Origin of the sequence: Oryzobacter terrae, from assembly GCF_042756445.1 — a bacterium.
Lineage (GTDB): Bacteria > Actinomycetota > Actinomycetes > Actinomycetales > Dermatophilaceae > Oryzobacter > Oryzobacter terrae.
This window is the reverse complement of the sequence record NZ_CP170578.1, coordinates 3,738,580-3,759,568: the sequence shown is the minus strand read 5'-3', so window position 1 is coordinate 3,759,568 and position 20,989 is coordinate 3,738,580. Positions and strand designations below refer to the sequence as shown.

17 protein-coding genes are annotated in these 20,989 nt (G+C 72.5%); 1 reads left to right on the top strand and 16 read right to left on the bottom strand.

Going from position 1 to position 20,989, the window contains the following annotated elements; genetic code table 11:
* Window positions 1–7: 7 nt before the first annotated feature.
* The 6 genes from ACFWN3_RS17905 to ACFWN3_RS17880 all read right to left on the bottom strand — a co-directional run bounded on the left by ACFWN3_RS17905 (window position 8) and on the right by ACFWN3_RS17880 (window position 9,905).
* Entirely contained in the window at window positions 8–2,131 is a 2,124-nt protein-coding gene (locus ACFWN3_RS17905) for a S9 family peptidase (RefSeq protein ID WP_377641955.1), read from the bottom strand.
* 106 nt (window positions 2,132–2,237) lie between these two features.
* Window positions 2,238–3,980 (bottom strand): bifunctional metallophosphatase/5'-nucleotidase, encoded by a 1,743-nt coding sequence (locus tag ACFWN3_RS17900; protein ID WP_377641953.1) that lies wholly within the window; start codon window positions 3,978–3,980, stop codon window positions 2,238–2,240.
* Between the two features lie 125 nt (window positions 3,981–4,105).
* The gene (gene dnaE, locus ACFWN3_RS17895; RefSeq protein WP_377641951.1) at window positions 4,106–7,729 is read right to left on the bottom strand and encodes a DNA polymerase III subunit alpha; all 3,624 of its coding nucleotides are present in this window, start codon (window positions 7,727–7,729) and stop codon (window positions 4,106–4,108) included.
* 226 nt (window positions 7,730–7,955) lie between these two features.
* Entirely contained in the window at window positions 7,956–8,879 is a 924-nt protein-coding gene (locus ACFWN3_RS17890) for an RluA family pseudouridine synthase (RefSeq protein ID WP_377641949.1), read from the bottom strand.
* Entirely contained in the window at window positions 8,872–9,405 is a 534-nt protein-coding gene (gene lspA / locus ACFWN3_RS17885) for a signal peptidase II (RefSeq protein ID WP_377641947.1), read from the bottom strand. The genes ACFWN3_RS17890 and lspA overlap by 8 nt, the downstream gene beginning before the upstream one ends.
* Before the next feature lie 17 nt (window positions 9,406–9,422).
* A complete protein-coding gene (locus ACFWN3_RS17880) occupies window positions 9,423–9,905 on the bottom strand; it encodes a TraR/DksA family transcriptional regulator (RefSeq protein WP_377641945.1) in 483 nt (160 codons plus the stop codon).
* Here ACFWN3_RS17880 and ACFWN3_RS17875 point away from each other — a divergent pair.
* Window positions 9,898–10,617: a hypothetical protein gene (locus tag ACFWN3_RS17875; RefSeq protein ID WP_377641943.1), complete on the top strand. Its 720-nt coding sequence runs from the start codon at window positions 9,898–9,900 to the stop codon at window positions 10,615–10,617. The two genes, ACFWN3_RS17880 and ACFWN3_RS17875, sit on opposite strands and share 8 nt — an antisense overlap.
* A gap of 149 nt (window positions 10,618–10,766) precedes the next feature.
* On the opposite strand, the gene ACFWN3_RS17870 is transcribed toward ACFWN3_RS17875, so the two are convergent.
* The 10 genes from ACFWN3_RS17870 to ftsW all read right to left on the bottom strand — a co-directional run bounded on the left by ACFWN3_RS17870 (window position 10,767) and on the right by ftsW (window position 20,988).
* A complete protein-coding gene (locus tag ACFWN3_RS17870; RefSeq protein WP_377641941.1) occupies window positions 10,767–12,206 on the bottom strand; it encodes a DivIVA domain-containing protein in 1,440 nt (479 codons plus the stop codon).
* A gap of 201 nt (window positions 12,207–12,407) precedes the next feature.
* Complete coding sequence (locus ACFWN3_RS17865; RefSeq protein ID WP_377641939.1) at window positions 12,408–12,683, bottom strand: YggT family protein; 276 nt, start codon at window positions 12,681–12,683, stop codon at window positions 12,408–12,410.
* 45 nt (window positions 12,684–12,728) lie between these two features.
* Window positions 12,729–13,208 carry a cell division protein SepF gene (locus ACFWN3_RS17860; protein ID WP_377641937.1) on the bottom strand — a complete coding sequence of 160 codons (480 nt, stop codon included), beginning with the start codon at window positions 13,206–13,208 and terminating at the stop codon, window positions 12,729–12,731.
* A 57-nt stretch (window positions 13,209–13,265) separates the two neighbouring features.
* Window positions 13,266–13,970 carry a YggS family pyridoxal phosphate-dependent enzyme gene (locus ACFWN3_RS17855; protein WP_377641936.1) on the bottom strand — a complete coding sequence of 235 codons (705 nt, stop codon included), beginning with the start codon at window positions 13,968–13,970 and terminating at the stop codon, window positions 13,266–13,268.
* The gene (locus ACFWN3_RS17850) at window positions 13,967–14,674 is read right to left on the bottom strand and encodes a polyphenol oxidase family protein (protein WP_377641934.1); all 708 of its coding nucleotides are present in this window, start codon (window positions 14,672–14,674) and stop codon (window positions 13,967–13,969) included. Before ACFWN3_RS17850 ends, ACFWN3_RS17855 begins: the two co-directional genes overlap by 4 nt.
* An 85-nt stretch (window positions 14,675–14,759) precedes the next feature.
* Window positions 14,760–16,010: a cell division protein FtsZ gene (ftsZ, locus tag ACFWN3_RS17845; RefSeq protein ID WP_377641933.1), complete on the bottom strand. Its 1,251-nt coding sequence runs from the start codon at window positions 16,008–16,010 to the stop codon at window positions 14,760–14,762.
* Window positions 16,011–16,286: 276 nt separating this feature from the next.
* Window positions 16,287–17,051, bottom strand: coding sequence for a cell division protein FtsQ/DivIB (locus ACFWN3_RS17840; protein WP_377641931.1), 765 nt, complete (start codon window positions 17,049–17,051; stop codon window positions 16,287–16,289).
* On the bottom strand, window positions 17,048–18,610 hold the full coding sequence (murC, locus tag ACFWN3_RS17835; protein ID WP_377641929.1) for a UDP-N-acetylmuramate--L-alanine ligase: 1,563 nt from the start codon (window positions 18,608–18,610) through the stop codon (window positions 17,048–17,050). Before murC ends, ACFWN3_RS17840 begins: the two co-directional genes overlap by 4 nt.
* A 3-nt stretch (window positions 18,611–18,613) precedes the next feature.
* A complete protein-coding gene (murG, locus tag ACFWN3_RS17830; RefSeq protein ID WP_377641928.1) occupies window positions 18,614–19,729 on the bottom strand; it encodes an undecaprenyldiphospho-muramoylpentapeptide beta-N-acetylglucosaminyltransferase in 1,116 nt (371 codons plus the stop codon).
* Entirely contained in the window at window positions 19,726–20,988 is a 1,263-nt protein-coding gene (gene ftsW, locus ACFWN3_RS17825; RefSeq protein ID WP_377641925.1) for a putative lipid II flippase FtsW, read from the bottom strand. The genes murG and ftsW overlap by 4 nt, the downstream gene beginning before the upstream one ends.
* Between the last annotated feature and the right edge of the window lies 1 nt (window position 20,989).

Sequence of the window (20,989 nt, the reverse complement as noted above, 5' to 3'; positions counted from 1 at the left end):
GCCGGGCTCAGCCGTCGAGCAGCTCGGTGGCGCCGAGCTGGTCGAGGACGAACGCCCACTCCCACGCGATCTGCTCCCACGCCGCGTACCGGCCGCTGCGTCCACCGTGCCCGGCGGACATCTCGGTGCGCAGGAGGACGGGGCGCGTCTCGGGGTCGCTCGTGACGACCTCGCGCAGCCGGGTCACCCACTTGGCCGGCTCGGTGACGTAGACGCGCGTGTCGTGCAGGCTCGAGGTCGCGAGGACAGCCGGGTAGTCGGCGGCTCGGACGTTCTCGTAGGGCGCGTAGGCCTTCATCGTCGCGTACGTCTGGGGGTCGGCCAGCGGGTTGCCCCACTCCTCCCACTCCCCCACCGTGAGGGGCAGGTCGGGCTGGAGGATCGTCGTCAGCGCGTCGACGAACGGGACGGCGGCGTGCGCCACCCGGAACCGCTCGGGTCCGAGGTTCAGCACCGCCCCGACGAGCAGCCCTCCGGCAGAACCGCCTTCGAGTCCCATCCGGTCAGGGGCGACCCACCCGGTGGCGACGAGGTGGTCGACCGCGGCGAGGGTGTCGGTGAAGGTGTTCGGCTTGGCGAGGAGCTTGCCGTCGTCGTACCACCGTCGCCCCATCTCACCGCCGCCGCGCACGTGGGCGACCGCGAAGACGACGCCGCGGTCGAGCAGGCTGAGCCGCGCGACCGAGAAGTACGGGTCGGAGGAGATCTCGTAGGAGCCGTAGGCGGTGACGATGCCGGGGTTGGTGCCGTCGGGCTCGACACCCACCCGGTGCACGACCGAGACGGGGACGAGGGTGCCGTCGGGCGCCGGCGCCCACTCGCGCGTCTCGGCGTAGTGGGCGGGGTCGAACCCCCCGAGGACCGGCTGCTGCTTGAGCAGCGTCCGCTCGCCGGTGGTGAGGTCGACGTCGAGGACCGAGCGCGGGGTGGTCCACGACTCGAGGACGACCTGGATGGCGCGCTGGTCGGGCTCGGGGTTGTCGCCGAGGCCGATGCTGTGGACCGGCTGGTCGACCGCGACGTCCCACGCGGGGCCGTGGCCGGACTCCTGCTCGGGGTCGCGCGGGAGGACGCGCAGTGCCGTGAGGCCACCGCTGCGCAGCGAGAGCACGGTCGCGGTGTCGAAGGCATCGACGGCGACGAACCGCTCGCCCTCGGCGGAGCGGAGCATCGGCACCCACTGCTCGTGGCTCGTCGCGTCGAGCGGCGCCCAGGCGAGGTCGGCGTCAGGGGTGTCGGTGTTGTGGACGACGAGGAGGCGGTCGCCGGCGGGCTCGACGTCGTACTCGACGCCGTCGCGGCGGGGGGCGACGACCCGCCACTCCCCCTCGGGGTCGTCGGCGTCGAGCAGGTGGACCTCGGACGTCGTCTTCGAGCCCAGGCCGAGGACCAGCCAGCGCTCGTCGCGGCTGGAGGACACGCCCATCCAGAACCGCTCGTCGTCCTCCTGGTGGACCAGGACGTCGTCGGCCGCGTCGCCGCCGACCCGGTGCCGCCACAGCTGGAAGGGACGCCAGGCATCGTCGACGCGGGTGTAGAAGACGAAGGACCCGTCCCGGCTCAGCTCGGCGCCGTAGCCGATGCCGGTGAGCGCGGTGTCGAGGACCTCGCCCGTCGCGACGACCCGCACGGTGAGGTCGAAGCGCTCGTCGCCGGCGGTGTCGACCGAGAAGGCGACGACGCGGTGGTCGTGGCTGACCGTGAGGGCGCCCATCGAGAAGAACTCGTGGTCGCCGGCCTCGACGTTGCCGTCGACGACGACCTGCTCGCCCGGCACGGTGTCGGCCTCGGGGTCCGGGCGAACGGCCGGGTCGGTGAGCGGTGCGCGCACCTGCGAGGCGTACTGCCGGCCCTCGACGGTGCGCGAGAAGTACCACCACGGCCCGCTCGCCACCGGGACCGAGAGGTCGGTCTCCTTGACTCGCCCGCGGATCTCCTCGAAGAGCGTGCGACGCAGCGCACCGAGGTGCTCGGTGCGCGCCTCGGCGTAGGCGTTCTCGGCCTCGAGGTGGGCGAGCAGGGCCGGGTCCTGAAGGTCCTTCATCCAGAAGTACGGGTCCTCGAACCGGTCTCCGTGGTGCTCGCGGACGTGGGGGCGGCGGTCGGCGGTCGGCGGGGTGGGGCTCGGCACACCGCCACCCTATGTCGCGCCCCGGCCGGTCGTCGGCGGGGACGCGGCGAGGGCCGCACCCCGGGTGGGGTGCGGCCCTCGCGTGTGTGGCGGGAGACGTGCTCGGTCAGAGGCCGGTGATGCGGTCGGCCGGCTTGGTGAGGCCGGGGTGGGACTCGAAGTACCCCACCAGGTTGGCGAGATCCTCCGGACCCCCCGTGAGGTTCGTCGCCTGCGTGAAGGCGCTGAAGCCGTCACCACCCTGGGCGAGGAAGCTCAGGGTGCCGATCCGGTAGCTCGTCGCGAGGTCGATCGGGACCCCGTTGAGCTTCATCGAACCGGCGACGACCTTGGAGCCCTGCGGCGCCGCTGCGTCCCAGGTGTAGGTGAATCCGTTGCTGACGCAGAGCGACAGGGTGCTGGCTGCACCCGCCGGGCTGACGCGGTACTGCTGCTCAAGGACCGCCTTGAGCTGGGCGCCCGTCATGGTGACGGTGTTGAGGAGGTTGCCGAAGGGCGCGATGTCGAAGGACTCGGCATAGGTGATCTGGCCCGGCTGCTCCCCGTACTTCGGCGCCAACGGGAGGCTGGCCCTGACGCCTCCGACGTTCATGAGGGCGATCTGGGCCCCGCCGTTGGCTCCGGAGGTGCCCCAGAGGATCGCGTCCGCGACGAGGGCGCCCATGGGGGTCTCGATCGCTCGGTTCGACCGGGGGTCGGAGTGACCGATGATGTCCTCGACGTGGGTACCCACAACGCGCTTCGCGAGGGGGTCGCTGAGCGTCTTCCACTTGGCGATGATGTCGCTGAGCACCGGGTCGGCGGTCGTTCGGGTGACCAGGTGGTTGGTGACGGACGTCGCGGCGCGGTCGACCTCACCGGTAAAGCGGTCGATCTTCAGGGTCGACTCGGTGACGACCCGACCGTAGTCGGCGGCCGACGTGACGTACCGAGGGTTGCCGGCAGGGTCGGGGATGTTGCAGACGTAGGGGTTGTGGGTGTGGCCCGTGACGATCTGGTCGATCTTGGGGCTGAAGGCCTTGGCCATGGTGGCAATGGGCTCGGAGATGCCGACACACGAGTTGTACACGCCCGCGTTGGCGCCTCCCTCGTGCATGAGGACGACGATGGCGTTGACGCCCTGGGACGTGAGCTTCGCGGCTTCGGCGTTGGCCGTCTCGACCTCGTCCTTGAAGGTCACGCTGGCGATACCCGCCGGGCTCACCAACAGGTCGGTGCCCTCGAGGGTCATGCCGATGAAGCCCACCTTGACGCCTGCGACGTTCTTGACGTACGTGCCCGGCAAGAGCGTGCCGCTGCCGTCCTTCTTCTCGACGTTGGCCGCCAGCCACGGGAAGTCGGCGCCGGCGTAGGGCGCGTCGGGGAAGTAGCAGCCGTCCTTGGGGTGGCAACCCCCGTTCTGCATACGGAGAAGCTCGGTCGTGCCCTCGTCGAACTCGTGGTTGCCCACGCTGCTGACATCCAGACCCATTGCGTTGAGCGACTCGACCGAGGGCTCGTCGTGGAACAGGCCGGAGAGGAAGGTGGACCCACCGATGAGGTCACCTGCTGCGACGGTCAGGCTGCGGCCGTCTCCCACCTTGTCGCGCAGCTCGGTGAGCTTGCTGGACAGGTACTCCGCGCCCCCGACCGGCGTCTGGGACGGGTCGTGAACCGTGGAGAGCGGGGGGTCAGTGGCCTCGAGGTGGCCGTGGTAGTCGTTGAACGACAGCAGCTGCACGGTCTGCAGGCTCGGCTTCTTGGCCGGCTTGGGACCCGGAGCCGCGACGGCGGGCGTTCCCGCGACGACGGCCGCGATCGCGACGCCCGCGATACCGGCGCCGAGGACGCGCCGATGCATTCTGGTCATGTGTCTCTCCTAGGTGGGGTCAGGCGCGGCCCACCCTAGGCGGTGCCCTCGCCCGGAGGAAGGGTGCGAAACACCCGAATTCGCGGCCCCGCACCGTCGTGACCTGCCAGTGGGCGCCGGGCGGGTCAGGTGAGGCAGCGGGGACCGAGGAGGACCTTGAGGTCGCCGAAGAGGGACTCGGTGGCGTTGACCCGGTAGGCGGGGTCGAGCCGGATCTCGACCGACCGGCCCGGCTTGGTGAGGCGCAGGTGCACCTCGGTCGTGCCCGGGTGGTTGGTGAGGACGCCCTTGAGCTCCTCGATCCGCTGGCTCGTGGCCCGCACGGTCTCCATCGTCACGACGACCGGCCCCCGGGGGCCCTCGCTGACGTCGGGGAGGGTGAGCTCCTGGGCGTAGATCGACACCGAGTCGTCGCGCCGGTTGACCTTGCCGCGCACGACCGCGACCGTGTCCTGCTGGAGCATCGGCCCGACCGCCATGTACGAGCTCGGGAAGAACAGGCACTCGATCGAGCCCGCGAGGTCCTCGACCGTCGCGATCGCCCAGAGGTCGCCCTTCTTGGTCCGCTTGACCTGCAGGCCGGTGATGAGGCCGGCGATGGTGACCATCGAGCCCTCGGGCCGCCCGCCCTCGTCGGCGGTGAGCGCCGCGATCTGCGTGTCGGCGTGGGCCTGGAGGACGTGCTCGACCCCGAAGAGCGGGTGGTCGGAGACGTAGAGGCCGAGCATCTCGCGCTCGAAGGACAGCAGCGTCGACTTGTCCCACTCGACCCCCGGGACGGCCGCCAGCCCCATGAGGTCGCCGGCTCCGGCGTCGGCGCCGTCGTCGCCGAACGAGCCGAAGAGGCTGTCCTGCCCGATGGCCTCCTGGCGCTTGACCGCGACGAACGCGTCGACGTACTCCTCGTGGACGCGGATCAGGCCCATCCGCGTCTCGGCGAGGCCGTCGAAGGCGCCGCCCTTGATGAGCGACTCGATGGTGCGCTTGTTGCACACGACGGCGGGGACCTTCGACATGAAGTCGCGGAAGGAGGTGAAGCGACCCTTCGCCTCGCGCGCGGCGACGATGGCCTCGACGACGTTCTGCCCCACGTTGCGAATGGCGTTGAGCCCGAACCGGATGTCGGTGCCGACCGCCGCGAACGGCCCGATCGAGTCGTTGACGTCGGGGGGCAGGACCTTGATGCCCATCCGCCGGCACTCGCCGAGGTAGAGGGCCGACTTGTCCTTGTCGTCGCCGACGCTGGTGAGCAGCGCGGCCATGTACTCGGCGGGGTAGTTCGCCTTGAGGTAGCCGGTCCAGTACGAGACGAGGCCGTAGGCGGCGGTGTGCGCCTTGTTGAACGCGTAGTCGGAGAAGGGGACGAGCACGCCCCACAGCGCGGCGATCGAGGCCTCGTTGAAGCCCTTGGCCTTCATCCCCTCGGAGAACGGGACGTACTCCTTGTCGAGGACCTCCTTCTTCTTCTTGCCCATCGCGCGACGGAGGAGGTCGGCGTTGCCGAGGGTGTAGCCCGCGAGCTTCTGGGCGATCTCCATGACCTGCTCCTGGTAGATCACCAGGCCGTGGGTCGTGCCGAGAATCGGGCCGAGCGCCTCGATCATCTCGGGCTGGAGCTTGCCCTCGAGCTGGGGGTCGAGGGGGGTCAGCGCCTGCTTGCCGTTCTTGCGCAGCGCGAAGTTCGTGTGCGCGTTGACGCCCATCGGGCCGGGGCGGTAGAGCGCGAGCGCCGCCGAGATGTCCTCGAAGTTGTCGGGCTGCATCAGCTTGAGCAGGGTGCGCATGCCGCCGCCGTCGAGCTGGAAGACGCCGAGGGTGTCGCCGCGGGCCAGGAGGTCGTAGGTGGGCTTGTCGGTCATGTCCTTGGACAGCGCGTCGAGGTCGATGACCTCGGACCGGTTGGTCTGCACGTTGGCGATGGCGTCGTCGAGGATGGTGAGGTTGCGCAGGCCGAGGAAGTCCATCTTCACCAGGCCGAGCGCCTCGCAGCTCGGGTAGTCGAACTGGGTGATGACCTGGCCGTCCTGGAGCCGCCGCATGATCGGGATGACGTCGATGAGCGGCTCGCTGCTCATGATGACGCCGGCGGCGTGCACGCCCCACTGGCGCTTGAGCCCCTCGAGCCCCTTGGCGGTCTCGACGACCTCCTGGAGGTGGGTCTCGGTGGCGACGAGCTCGCGGAACTCCTTGCCCTCGCCGTGGCGGGGGTGCGTGGGGTCGTAGATCCCCGAGAGCGGGACGCCCTTGCCCATGACGTCGGGCGGCATCGCCTTCGTCAGCTGCTCCCCGACGGCGAACGGGTGCCCCATGACCCGCGCGGCGTCCTTGACCGCCTGCTTGGCCTTGATGGTGCCGTAGGTGACGATCTGCGCGACGCGCTCGCTGCCGTACTTCTCGGTGACGTAGCGGATGACCTCGCCGCGCCGGCGCTCGTCGAAGTCGACGTCGAAGTCGGGGAGCGAGGGGCGCTCGGGGTTGAGGAAGCGCTCGAAGATCAGGCCGTGCGGGACGGGGTCGAGGTCGGTGATCTTCATCGCGTAGGCGCACATCGACCCGGCACCCGACCCGCGACCCGGGCCGACCCGGATGCCGTTGTCCTTGGCCCAGGTGATGAAGTCGGCGACGACGAGGAAGTACCCGGCGTACCCCTTGGTGACGATGACGTTCGTCTCGAACTCCGCCTGCTTCTGGGCGTAGTCGGGGATGCCCTCGGGAAAGCGCTCGCGCAGGCCGCGCTGGACCTCCTTGACGAACCAGCTCTCCTCGTTCTCCCCGGTGGGGCAGGGGAAGCGGGGCATGTATCGCCCCTCGTCCTCGGTGAAGGAGATGTCGCACATCTCGGCGATGAGGAGGGTGTTGTCGCAGGCCTCGGGCAGCTCGCGCCAGGTGTGGCGCATCTCGGCGGGGCTCTTGAGGTAGAAGTCGTCGGCGTCGAACTTGAACCGGTTGGGGTCCATCATCGTCGAGCCCGACTGCACGCACAGCAGCGCGGAGTGCGCCTTGGCGTCCTCGGGGCTCGTGTAGTGCAGGTCGTTGGTGGCGACGAGGGGCAGCCCGAGCTCGCGGGCCAGGCGCAGGAGGTCCTTCTGGACGCGGCGCTCGATGTCGAGGCCGTGGTCCATCAGCTCGCAGAAGAAGTTCTCGGCGCCGAAGAGGTCGCGCAGGTCGGAGGCCGCCTGCTTGGCCTGCTCGTACTGGCCGAGGCGGATCCGGGTCTGGATCTCGCCCGACGGGCAGCCGGTCGTGGCGATGAGGCCCTTGCCGTAGCGGTCGAGGAGCTCGCGGTCGACGCGGGGCCACTTGGCGTAGACCTGGTCGAGCGAGGCCTGGCTGTCCATCCGGAACAGGTTGTGCAGGCCGACGTTGTCGCGGGCCAGGAGGGTCATGTGGGTGTAGGCGCCCGAGCCAGAGACGTCGTCGCCGGGACGGGTGCGCTCGTCGCCCCACTTGACGCGGGTCTTGTCGGTGCGGTGGGTGCCGGGGGTGACGTAGGCCTCGACGCCGATGATCGGCTTGACCCCCGTGCCCTGCGCCTTCTTCCAGAACTCGTAGGCCCCGAAGACGTACCCGTGGTCGGTCGTGGCGAGGGCCGGCATCCCCATCTCGGCCGCCCGGGTGAACAGGTCGCCGATGCGGGCCGCGCCGTCGAGCATCGAGTACTCGGTGTGGACGTGGAGGTGGACGAACGAGTCCGAGCCCTTCGGCGTGCTGGTCGTCGGGGCGGGGCTCGGAGCGTTCGGGGAGGACATCGCCGACCATCCTAGGTCGGCCCGGGGACACCCCTCGGCGTGTCGGGGCCGTGTCGCGTCGCCCATCGAGCCCCACCCGTCACAGCGCCCCGACGGCGGTCGGTCGACGCCCCGTCGCGCCCCGCCCGGGAGCCCGAATGTCACCGAACCTCCGCCGTGTCACCCGATATCGGGGGTCCAGGCGGAGGTTCGGTGACATGTGGCCGCCGGTGGGCGGACCGGAGCGTCAGAGGCGGTCGAGGGCCTCGCGCAGGTCCTGCGGGTAGCCGCTCTCGAAGGTGACCCACTCCCCCGAGCCGGGGTGCTCGAAGCCGAGCCCGACCGCGTGCAGCCACTGCCGCTCCAGGCCGAGCCGCGACGCCAGGGTGGGGTCGGCGCCATAGGTGAGGTCGCCGACGCAGGGGTGGCGCACCGCGGCCATGTGGACGCGGATCTGGTGGGTGCGCCCGGTCTCGAGGCGGATCTCGAGCAGGCTCGCGTGCCGGAACGCCTCGAGCAGCTCGTAGTGGGTGACGGCGTGCTTGCCCGAGTCCATGACGGCGAACTTGTAGTCGTGCCCGGGGTGGCGGCCGATGGGGGCGTCGATGGTGCCGACGAGCGGGTCGGGCAGGCCCTGGACGAGCGTGTGGTACGTCTTGTCGACCCGGCGCTCCTTGAAGGCGCGCTTGAGCACGGAGTACCCGCGCTCGCTCTTGCAGACGACCATGAGGCCCGAGGTCCCGACGTCGAGGCGCGAGACGATCCCCTGCCGCTCGCTCGCCCCGCTGGTCGAGATGCGGTAGCCGGCGGCCTTGAGCCCGGCGAGGACGTTGGGCCCGGTCCAGCCGACGCTCGGGTGGGCCGCGACGCCGACGGGCTTGTCGACGACGACGATGTCGTCGTCGTCGTGGACGACGCTCATCCCCGGGACGGGCTCGGCGACGACCTCGAGGACGGGCCCGGCCGGACCGGTCGGCAAGGTGACCTCGAGCATGTCGCCGGCGCTGACCCGGTGGCTCTTGCCGACGCTGGCCGCGTTGACGCTGACCCCGCCGTCGGCGGCGAGGTCGGCGGCCCGGGTGCGGGACAGGCCGAACAGCCGCGCGATGGCGGCGTCGACCCGCTCCCCCTCGAGGCCGTCGGGGACGAGGACGGTGCGCGCGTCAGTCATCGGCGTGCTCGGGGTGGTGGACCGGCCCGGCGATGGAGGTGCCGCGGTAGGTGAGGACCATGATGAGCCCGGCCGCGACGACGATGGCGATGTCGGCGACGTTGCCGACGAACCAGTCGAAGTAGGCGATGAAGTCGACGACGTGGCCGCGACCGGGACCCGGTGCCCGGAAGAAGCGGTCGACGAGGTTGCCCACCGCGCCACCGAGGAGCAGCCCGAGGGCGACCGCCCACGGCATGTTCCCCACCTTGCGGGCGCCGACGACGACCCAGCCGAGGATGGCGAGGGAGACCACGGTGAGGATCCACGTGCTGCCGTCGCCGATGGAGAAGGCGGCTCCGGGGTTGCGCAGGACGCTCAGGCGGATCCACGACCCGACGAGCTCGACGGGCTCCCCCGGCGTGAGGGCCGACAGGGCCCAGGCCTTGGTCGCCTGGTCGGCGAGAAGGGTGGCCCCGGCGAGGCCGAGGAGGACGGCGTACAGCCGCCGCCGGCCTCCGGTGGGGGCCGGGGCCGGCGTGGGCACTGTGGGGTGGTCCGCGATCAGCGGCGCTCCTGCTTCATCTTGCATGGCATGCACAGGGTCGCACGAGGAGCCGCCTGGAGCCTAAGCTTGCCGATCGGGTTGCCACAGGACTCGCAGATCCCGTAGCTGCCGTCCTCGAGCCGCTCGAGCGCGTGCTCGGTCTGCTCGAGCATCTCGCGGGCGTTGTTCGCCAGGGAGATCTCCTGCTCACGCTCGTAGGTCTTGGCCCCGGCGTCGGCCTGGTCGTCGCCGGCCCCGTCGCCCGAGTCACGCATCAGCCCGACGAGGTCGCTCTCGGCGACGGAGATCTCCCCGCGCAGCTGCTCGATGTCGTGCTCGAGCTCGGCGCGCACGCCCGCGAGCTCCTTGGCCGTCCACGGCGACTCGTCCTCGCGCACGCGCAGGGCCGACGGCCTGGTCGTCGCCTTGGCCGCCGGGGCCTTCTTCGCCGGGGCGGCCCTGGTGGCCGGGGCCTTCTTCGCCGGAGCAGTCTTGGTCACTGGAGCCTTCGTCGCCGCCGGGGCCTTCTTCGCCGGGGCAGCCGTGGCCGCGGGCGCCTTCTTGGCCGGAACCTTCTTCGCCGGGGCAGCCGTGGCCGCGGGCACCTTCGTGGCCGGAGCCTTCTGCGCCGGAGCAGCCTTCGAGGCCGGCGCCTTCTTCGCTGCGGGCGCCTTCTTGGCCGATGCCTTCGTCGCCGGCGCGGCCTTCTTCGCCGAAGGCGCCTTCTTGGCCGGCGCGGCCTTCGTGGCCGATGCCTTCGTCGCCGGCGCGGCCTTCTTCGCCGCAGGCGCCTTCTTGGCCGGCGCGGCCTTCGTGTCCGGAGCCTTCTTCGCCGGCGCGGCCTTCGTGGCCGCAGGACCCTTCTTCGCCGGAGCCTTCTTGGCCGGAGCAGCCTTCGTCGCCGGTGCGGCCTTCTTCGCCGCAGGCGCCTTCTTCGACGCAGGCGCCTTCTTCGCCGGAGGTGCCTTCTTCGCCGGCGCGGCCTTCGTCGCCGGTGCGGCCTTCGAGGCAGGAGCCTTCTTCGCGGGCGCAGGCTTCGCCGGCTTCTTCGTGGCCGGGGTGGCCTTCGTCGCGGCAGCCGTGGTGGTGGTCGTGGCCGACGTTCCCGCCGTCCCCCCAACCGCTCGGCGCGCGGTCGCCGCGGCTCGAGCCCCCACCTGCTTCGCCGCGGACAGTGCGGCCTTGACCATGAGTGACCTCTGTTCCAGGTGATCCGGCGGGCCCCGTCGGCCCGACCGTGCGCCGAGGATATGCCCCGCACCTACCCTTCTCAATCCTGAAACACCGTCCGGGACGCGCGATGTCGGCCACACGACGAAGGGCCCGGCCGTCGTGGCCGGGCCCTTCGTCGTGACGGGGTGTCAGCCCTGTCGCTCGTGCTGCGGCTCGGCGGCCGCTTGCTCCTCGCCCTCGGCGCCGTCGTCGACCGGGTCGACCGCGACGTTCTTCAGCTCGGAGAGCTGACCCTGGATGTAGGTGTGCAGGCGCTGACGGTAGTCGCGCTCGAAGCCCTGCAGCTCCTCGATCTTGCGCTCGAGCAGGCCGCGCTGGCGCCCGAGCTCCTCGAGGATCGTGGCCTTCTTCTGCTGCGCCTCGGCGACCATGCCCGTCGAGCGCTCGCGCGCCTCGGTGAGCATCTCGTCGCGCTTGGTCGTCGCGGCGCCGAGCATCTCGTCGCGCTGCGACGTCGCCGTCGAGAGCATCTCGTCGCGCTGCGCGGTGCCCGTGGAGACGAGCTCCTCGTGCTGCGCCGTGCCCGTCGAGATGAGCTCGTCGTGCTTGGCCTGCGCCGTGCTGATGAGCTCGTCGTGACGGGCCTGCGCCGTCGAGATGAGCTCGTCGTGACGGGCCTGCCCCTCGGTGACCAGCTCGTCGCGGCGGGACTCACCGGCGGCGACGTGCTCGTCGTGGAGGCGCTGCGCGAGGGCGATGACGCCCGCGGCGCTGGCGCCACCCCCCGCACCGGCGAGTGCGGCGGCCGGGAGGGTGCCGCCCTCGGACTCGGCGGGGGCGTTCTGCTTCGCGGCGGCGGCCTCGCGCTCGGCCTGCTCGGCGCGCTGCTCGGCGGCGGCGACCTTCTCCTGCGCCTCGCGCTCGAGCTCCTGGAGGCGCGCCTGGAGGGTCGCGACCTCCTCGCCGGCGGCGGCGCCGGCCTCGTCGCGCGCGGCGACGAGGGTGGCCTGCTCCTGCTGGCGCTCGGCCTCGATCGCGGCCAGCTGCGAGCGGCTCTCGCCGAGGTGGCCCTCGAGCTCGCGGACGCGGGTCTCGAGCTCACCGGTGCGCTGCTCGAGCTCGGCCGACTGCTGCTCGAGCTCGGCGGCGCGGGCCTTGGCCTCGCTCGCCTGCTGCTCGAGCTCGGCGTTGCGGTGCTCGAGCTGGCCGACCTTGCCCTGGAGCTCGGCGTTGCGGCCCTCGACGTCGCCGGCCTTGCCCTCGAACTCGCCGAGGCGGGCGGTCAGCTCGCTGCGGGTGCCCTCGAGGTCGGAGACCTTCGTCGCGAGGTCGCTGCGGGTGCCCTCGAGGTCGGCGACGCGCGCCGCGAGGGTGGCGTTCTTGGAGCGCAGCTCCTCGAGCTCCTTGGCCGAGGCCTCGGAGACGGCGCCGCCCGCGACCGGGGCCGCGCTGGTGGCGCCCCCGCCGCTGGAGATCTCGCCGCGCAGGTCCTCGGACTCCTTGGACATGCGCCGCATCTCGGCGACGATGTCGTCGAGGAAGTCGTCGACCTCGCGCTCGTCGTACCCACGTCGGAACTGGGTCTGGGTGAACGTCTTGTTGAGGACGTCCTCGGGCGTGAGAGCCATGGGTCTACTCCTGTGGGTGGCAGGCGGGACATTCCGGATCCCGACCGCGCGGGTCTCGTGCGCGCGACGGGTGGTCGAAGCCGCCAGCCTAGTCGATTCCGGTGCTGGCGTGACAGGTGGTGCGTGCCCGCGATCGGTCCCCGGACGACGGGGTCGCGCCCGGCCGGGCTCCCCGAGACGGGGGTCGGCGCGCCCGGCGGCTCAGAGCAGGACGTAGACGATGTAGACGGCGAAGAAGAGCACCATGAACGACAGGTCGACCGAGACCCCTCCGAGGCGCAGCGGCGGGATGACCTTGCGCAGCAGCCGCAGCGGCGGCTCGGTCAGGGTGTAGATGGGCTCGGCGACCACCAGGGCGGCGCCGCGCGGCCGCCACTCCCTCGCGAAGATCCGGATCCAGTCGAAGACGAGCCGGCCGACGAGCACGAGGAGGTAGAGGAAGACGACGAAGCGCAGGACCGCGAGCACGGCGTTCATGACCGACAGTGTGGCTGACGCGTCCTCGACCCGAGCGTGCCGGGGTCAGCTCTGGTTGAACACACCGCGGCCCGCGGGGGCCAGGACGTCCTCGGCGTTGACCTCGACGGTCTCGGGTGAGAGGAGGAACACCTTGGAGGTGACCCGCTCGATCGAGCCGCGCAGGCCGAACACGAGCCCGGCCGCGAAGTCGACGAGACGCTTGGCGTCGGCGTCGCTCATGTCGGTGAGGTTCATGATGACCGGGACGCCGTCGCGGAAGTTCTCGCCGATCGTCTTGGCCTCGTTGTACGTGCGCGGGTGGATCGTCGTGATCCGCGAGATGCCGACGGCCTCGGCCGAGCGGACGACGTGGGCCACCGGCTGGCGGGTGTGCAGCGGCGTGACCTCGGCCCCGCGGTGCTGCTCGTGCGACTCGTCGGCCTCGGTGGGCTCGTCGTAGCCCTCGTAGTACTCGTCGTCGTAGCGACCCTGGTCCTCGGCGAGGCCCAGGTAGACCATCGTCTTGCGCAGCGCGCCTGCCATTGAGTGCTCCTCGGTCGTCGGCTCCGCCTCTCCGGCGCCGCCTGTTCGTGACCGAAGTTACCGGTGTGGCTGCCGAGTTCCGAGGATTGCCGATCCGACACGCAGGTGTGTCGCCCCGGAGGCGACGGCGGCCTCGAGGTCGCCGCTCATCCCCGCCGACACCCAGCCGGCGTCGGGGTGGTCGGCCCGCAGGGCGCGCGAGACCGCCAGCAGCCGGTCGAAGGCCGGCCGCGGGTCGGCCCCGAGGGGGGCCACGGCCATGAGCCCGCGCAGCCGCAGCGTGGGCTCCCCCGCCACGAGCTCGGCCAGCGCCGGGACCCCCGCGGGCGCGACGCCCCCGCGACCCTCGGCCTCGTCGAGCGAGACCTGGAGGGTGACGTCGAGGACGCGCCGGGCCGCCTCCGCGCCCCGTGCGAGGGCCCGCGCGACCTTGGCCCGGTCGACGGACTGCACGACGTCGGCGTAGCGCGCCACCGACGCGGCCTTGTTGCTCTGCAGCTGGCCGATGAAGTGGACCGTGAGCCGGTCGCGGTCGCGGACCTCGGCGCACTTGGCGGCGGCCTCCTGGTCGCGGTTCTCGCCGATGTCGGTGACGCCGAGGCCGGCGAGGAGGTCGACGTCACTCGCGGGGAAGAGCTTCGTGACGACGACGAGGCGCGGGTCGTCGTCGCGGCCGGCGCCCTCACGGGCGCGGGCGATGCGGGCGCGGACGGCGTCGAGGGCGGCGGCCAGCTCGTCGCGCCGCGCGGCCGGCTCGGTCACGACGCCACCCGGGCGACGACCCCGGCGAACCGGCCGGTCGTCCCGTCGCGCCGGTACGAGTAGAGGTCGTCCCGCTCGCGGGAGCACCCGGGAACCCACCGCACCGGGACACCGGCGGCGTGCAGCTGCGCGACGACGCCGGCCGCGACGTCGACGGCCGGGGTGCCGGTCCACGACACCGTGGCGCTCACCGGCTCGACCTTCGCTGCGGCAGAACGCATCTCGACAGGCACCTCATAGCAGCGACCGCACACCGAGGGCCCGACGACCGCATCGACCTCTCCCGCGTCGAGCTCGGCCATGACCTCGAGGGTGCGAGGGACGACGCCCGCGACCATCCCGGGACGTCCGGCGTGGACGGCGGCGACGACCCCGCCGGTGCCCGACAGCAGGACGGGGACGCAGTCGGCGACGAGGACGGCGAGGGCGAGCTCGCTCGACCTCGTGACGACGCCGTCGCAGCGGGGCGGCACGTCGGGCACGTCGTCGAGCACGACGACCTCGGCCCCGTGGCACTGGTCCATGTAGACGACGCGACGACCGACCCGCTCCCCCAGCAGGCGCCGGTTCTCGGCGACCGCGGCGGGGTCGTCCTCGACGTGGGCTCCGAGGTTGAGCCCGGACCACCGGCCGGTGCTCACGCCCGCGGAGCGGTCGGTGACCGCCCGGAGGACTCCGGAGCGGGTCTCCTGCCAGGCGAACACGGGTCCACCGTAGACGCGCGAGGGGCGGGCCGGATGGACCGGCCCGCCCCTGCTGACGTCGAGGTCGTCGACGACGTCGTGCCCGCTACTTGAGGAAGTCCGGCACGTCGAGGTCGTCGTTCTCGTCGAAGGTCACCGTGCGCGGCGGGGTCTGCGCCTGGCGCACCGGCTCGACCGGGGCGTGGGTGCGCTCGGTCTGCACCGCGGCGTCCTCGCCGTTGTGGGCGTGCGCCGGCACCGGCTCGTGGCGCGGCGCCGGGGCCTCGACCGCGGGAGCGGCCGGGGCGGGCGCCGGGGTGGCCGGCACGGCCGGGGCGGACGCGGCCGGGGCCGGGGCCGGACGGCCCTGGATCGTGCCGAGCGCCCGGTTGTCGGCCCGGTGGAGCGGGGCCCCGCCGTCGAAGCCGGCGGCGATGACCGTGACCCGCACCTCGTCGCCGAGCGCGTCGTCGATGACCGCACCGAAGATGATGTTCGCCTCGGGGTGCGCGGCCTCCTGGACGAGGCGCGCGGCCTCGTTGATCTCGAACAGGCCGAGGTCGCTGCCGCCCTGGATGGAGAGCAGGACGCCGTGGGCGCCGTCGATGCTCGCCTCGAGGAGCGGGCTGGAGATCGCGAGCTCGGCGGCCTGCACCGCGCGGTCCTCGCCGCGGGCCGACCCGATGCCCATGAGCGCGGAGCCGGCTCCCTGCATCACCGACTTGACGTCGGCGAAGTCGAGGTTGATCAGGCCCGGCGTCGTGATGAGGTCGGTGATGCCCTGGACACCCGAGAGCAGGACCTGGTCGGCGGAGCGGAACGCGTCGAGCATCGAGACGCCGCGGTCGCTGATCGAGAGCAGCCGGTCGTTCGGGATGACGATGAGGGTGTCGACCTCCTCGCGCAGTGCGGCGATGCCGGTCTCGGCCTGGTTGGCGCGCCGGCGGCCCTCGAAGGTGAAGGGGCGGGTGACGACGCCGATGGTGAGGGCGCCGAGGCCCTTGGCGATCCGGGCGACGACGGGCGCGCCACCGGTGCCGGTGCCACCACCCTCGCCGGCGGTGACGAAGACCATGTCGGCCCCCTTGAGGACCTCCTCGATCTCCTCGGCGTGGTCCTCGGCGGCCTTCTTGCCGACCTCGGGGTCGGCGCCGGCGCCGAGCCCTCGGGTGAGCTCGCGTCCGACGTCGAGCTTGACGTCGGCGTCGCTCATGAGGAGGGCCTGTGCGTCGGTGTTGACGGCGATGAACTCGACCCCCTTGAGGCCGACCTCGATCATCCGGTTGATGGCGTTGACACCGCCGCCGCCGATGCCGACGACCTTGATGACGGCGAGGTAGTTCTGGGGTGCTGCCACGAGACGGGCCTTCCACTGGATGGTGCTGCGTACGGTGCGGGCGGACTGTGGCTGAAAACTGTCAACATCTACTTGACGGTTACGGTTCGGTCACGGTTCGATGGGACGACGCTAGGTCGGGGGGAGGGGTCCGGCAACGACACCGGGGGCGTGTCGCGACATCCCCCGGAAGAATCCTGCCATGCGGTGACCCATGCGCCTCTCCCGCCCCCTGCGTCACACCCGTCACTCGCGTCACCGGCACCATCGCGGTGCTGCCGGCCGTCGAGGGTGGGGTCAGCGGGTCACGGGGGTGTCGGGCGCGCTGACGTCGATGACCTTGGCCTTCGTCGTCAGCAGGGCTCGCAGGATGGCGACCTTGCGCGGCGACTCCTCGCCGCTCCCCCACACGACGGTGCGGGTGCCGAGGGTGAACGTCACGAGGTCGGCGCTGCTCACGGTGACGGCGCGCACGTCGTCGGCGAGGTCGTGCGGCAGCGCGTCGAGGAGGGCGAGGGAGGACTGGAGCGCCTCGCGGGTCGTGCCCTTCGAGCCGGTCGCGGTGACGAGGGGGACGCCCGCCGGGGCCTTGGCCACCTCGCGGAAGGCGACGCCCTCGGCATCCACGACCTCAAGTCGACCCTGAGGGTTCTTCACCACGAGGGCGGCGGTGCGCGGGACGACCTCGACGGACAGGGTGCCCGGCCAGGCGCGGCGGACCGACACCTCGGCGACGGTGATCCGCTCGCGGACCCGGTCGGCGACGGCGTCGGTGTCGACGCGCGCCAGCGGGGTGCCGGTGGGGACCTCGACGAGCTCGGCGACGGCGGTGGCCTCCTCGCCCGTCACCCCCACGACCTCGACGTCACGCACCCCGAGCAGGGTGCTCCACCCGACCACCCAGGCGAGCCCGGCCACGACGGCGACGGCGAGCAGCCAGGTGAGGACGAGGCGCAGCGGTCGGCGGCGGTGGGACAGCGCGCGCTCGCGGAAGCGGTTGGCCGACGACGACGCCCCGGAGGGGGCGCGGTCGGGCGGTCGCCGCGTGGTGCCGAGGCTCATCGCGCCCCGCCTCCCTCGGTGAAATCGGTGGGATCGGTGGGATCGCTGGGCTGGGAGGAGTCGGAGGAGTCGGTGGGCCGCGACGAGCCGGCGGGCTCGGCGGAGTGCTCGGCCGACCTCGCGGCGAGCTCACGCAGGAGGAGCGGGCCGAGCCGGGTCACGTCGCCGGCGCCGACGGTGAGGACGAGGTCGCCCGGACGCGCCGCGGCGGCGACCTGCGAGACGGCGTCCTCGGCGGAGGCGCCGACGACGACGGTGCGCTCCCCCGGCAGGGCGCGCAGCGGGTCGCCGACCAGCGCCGAGCTGATGCCGTCCACCGGGGCCTCGCGGGCACCGTAGACGTCGAGGAGGACGACGTGGTCGGCCGGGGCCAGCGCCACGGCGAAGGCGTCGGCGAAGTCACGGGTGCGGCTGTAGAGGTGCGGTTGGAAGACCACCCGCAGGGCTCCCCCGCCCGCGCGCCGGACGATGGCCGCGGCGGTGCCGACGACCGCCGCCACCTTGGGGGCGTTGTGGGCGTAGTCGTCGACGACGGTGACGCCACCGACCTCGCCGCGGACCTCGAACCGCCGTCTCGCGCCGGTGAACCCGGCCAGCCCGGCGAGGACGGCGTCGGTGTCGGCACCGCACCCGTCGACGGCCGCGAGGAGGGCCCCGCAGGCGTCCAGGACGTTGTGCGCGCCGGGGACGAGGAGGTCGAGGGACAGCGTCCGGCCGTCGCGCGACAGGGTCGAGCGGGACCCGAGGCCGTCGGCCTCCGACGTCGTGACCCGGAGGTCGGCACCCTCGTCGAAGCCGTAGGTGACGACCCGGCGCCCGGACGCCCGTGCCCGGTCGGCGAGGGCGCGCGAGCCGGGGTCGTCGTGGCAGGCGACGAGGAGGCCCTCGGGGTCGACGGAGTCGGCGAAGCGCTCGTAGGCGGCGACGACGTTCTCGGCGGTGCCGTAGAAGTCGAGGTGGTCGGGCTGGACATTGGTCACGACCGCGACGTGCGGGCGGTAGGCGAGGAAGGAGCCGTCGCTCTCGTCGGCCTCGACGACGAACGCCGCTCCCCGGCCGAGGGCCGCGTTGGTGCCGAGCTGGGCGATCTCGGCTCCCGCGGCGTAGGAGGGCTCGGCCCCGGCGGCGTCGAGTCCGACGACGAGCATCGCGGTCGTCGTCGTCTTGCCGTTGGCCCCGGCGACGGCGACGCGGCGACGGTCTGCCATGAGGGCGGCGAGGGCCTGGGCGCGGTGGAGGACGAGGGCACCGGCGGCTCGTGCGGCGGCGACCTCGACGTTGTCGTCACGCACCGCCGAGGAGACGACGAGGGTGTCGGCGTCCTCGACGTGGGCGGCGTGGTGCCCGACGGCGACCGGGCCGGCCCCGGCCGCGCGCAGCGCCTCGAGCGCCGGTCCGTCGGCGGCGTCGGACCCCGACACGGGGACCCCGGCCTGGACGAGCAGCCGGGCCACGGCGGACATCCCGGCGCCGCCGATGGCGACGAGGTGGACCCGCCCGAGGTCGGCGACGGGAGGGACCGGGAGGGTGAAGTCGAAGCGCTCGTTGACGCCGTCCACGGCTCAGCGCCCCCCGGCGGCCGCGCGGCCGGACGCAGCCGCGGCGACGACGAGGTCGGCGAGCTTCTCGTCGCCGTCGCGCTCACCGACGGAGGCCGAGGCGGAGGCCATCGAGGCCAGGCGGGTCGCGTCGGTGGCGAGGGCGACGACGGCCGAGCGGACCCAGGCGGGGTCGACGGCGGCGTCCTCGACGAGGATCCCTCCGCCGGCCGCGATGACGGAGCGGGCGTTGAGGCGCTGTTCCCCGTTCCCGATGGGCAGCGGGACGTACACCGCCGGCAGCCCGACGGCGGTCAGCTCGCAGACGGTGTTGGCACCCGAGCGGGCGACGACGAGGTCGGCGGCGGCGTAGGCGAGGTCCATCCGGTCGCAGTACTCGAGGACGACGTAGGGCGTCCCCGACGGCCCCGCGGGGACGAAGGCCTTGCCGGTCCCGGTGACGTGGAGGACCTGGACACCGGCGGCCGAGAGGTCGGCCACCGCGCCGGCGAACGCGTCGTTGAGGCGCTGGGCGCCGAGCGACCCCCCGGTGACGAGGACGGTCGGGGCGTCGGTGAGCCCGAACCGTTCCCGCGCCTGGGCGCGCAGGGCGGCGCGGTCGAGGGTCGCGATCTCGCGGCGCAGCGGCATCCCGGTGACGGTGGCGTTCGGGAGGTGGGTGTCGGGGAAGGTGACGCCGACGCCGTGGGCCATCCGCGCCCCGAGCCGGTTCGCGAGCCCGGGCCTCGCGTTCTGCTCGTGGACGACGACCGGGACGCCCCGTCGGCGGGCGGCGAGGTAGGCCGGCGTGGAGACGTAGCCGCCGAAGCCGACGACGACCTCGGCGCCGGTGGAGACGACGGCCTCCTCGGCGGCGGCGATGGCCCGGCGCAGGTTCGAGGGCAGGCGCAGCAGGTCGCCGGACGGTCGGCGCGGGAACGGCACCTTGGGCACCTCGAGCAGGCGGTAGCCGCGCTCGGGCACGAGCCGGGCCTCGAGGCCGGCGGCGGTGCCCAGCGCCGCGACCTCGATGGCGGGGTCGCGGCGGCGCAGGCAGTCGGCGAGGGCCAGCAGCGGCGAGACGTGGCCGGCCGTGCCCCCACCCGCGAGCAGGACCGACCGGGGGCCGGCGGGGCTCACCGGCCCGACCTGCGCGACCGGGCGGCGACCGACGGGATGACGGCGAGGGATCGGCGCAGGGCCGACGAGCGCGCGGACAGCGCCTCGGCACAGCCGGGTTCGGACCGGGCGAAGGACATGAGGATGCCGAGCGCCAGCATCGTCGTGATGAGCGAGGACCCACCCGACGAGACGAGCGGCAGCGGGACGCCGATGACGGGTAGGAGGTTGATGACGGCGCCGATGTTGATGACGGCCTGGACGATGATCCACGTCATGATCCCGGCCGTCGCGATCCGGACGAAGAAGTCGTCGGTGCGCGTCACGAGGCGGTAGCAGGCCAGCGCCAGGCCGGCGAAGAGGAGGAGGACCGCGAGGGTGCCGGGCAGGCCGAGCTCCTCACCGATGATCGCGAAGATGAAGTCGTTGTGCGGCTCGGAGAGCAGGCCCCACTTCTCGCGGCTGGCGCCGAGGCCGAGGCCGAACCAGCCGCCGTCGGCGAGGGCGTACCGGCCGTGGATCGGCTGGCGCGCGGCGCCGAACTCGTTGGTGTCGCGACCGAGCCAGACGTCGAAGCGGCCGAGCCGGTTCGGGCTGGTGACGATGAAGGCGACGGCCATCAGCACGAAGGGCGCGCCCGCGAAACCGAACCAGCGCAGCGGGATGCCCGCCGCGAAGAGCACCCCCGCGACGATCGCACCGAGGATCATCACGGTGCCCAGGTCGTGGCCGAGGACGACCGCGCCGATGCTCACGGCCGCCAGGGGAACCAGGTAGGGCACGAGGACGTGGCTGAACGAGTGCAGGGCCTTGCGCTTGGCGGAGAGGATCAGGCCGCCCGACAGCACGAGCCCCAGCTTGATCACCTCGGAGGGTTGGACGGTGATCGGGCCGAGCTTGAGCCAGTTCTGGTTGCCGTTCACCGCGTGTCCGAGGGGGGTCAGCACGAGCAGCTGCAGGACGATCCCGAGTCCGAGCAGCGGCAGGGCGAGCCGCCGCCAGGCCTTCAGCGGCAGCCGCGAGGCGATGACGAGGGCGACGAGCCCCACGACCGCGAAGGCGGCCTGCTTGAGGAAGATCGAGTAGGCCGACGAGGTGTTCCCGATGGAGACGATCGAGGATGCCGACAGGACCATGATCAGCCCGAAGACGACGAGGGCGGCCGTGACGCAGACGAGCAGGTAGTACGTCGTGACGGGCGAGTCGAAGCGCGAGAGCCAGGACGTCATCCGTCCGCTCGGCCGGGCCACGCTCCGCGCCGGGGCGGTGGCGCTGCTCACG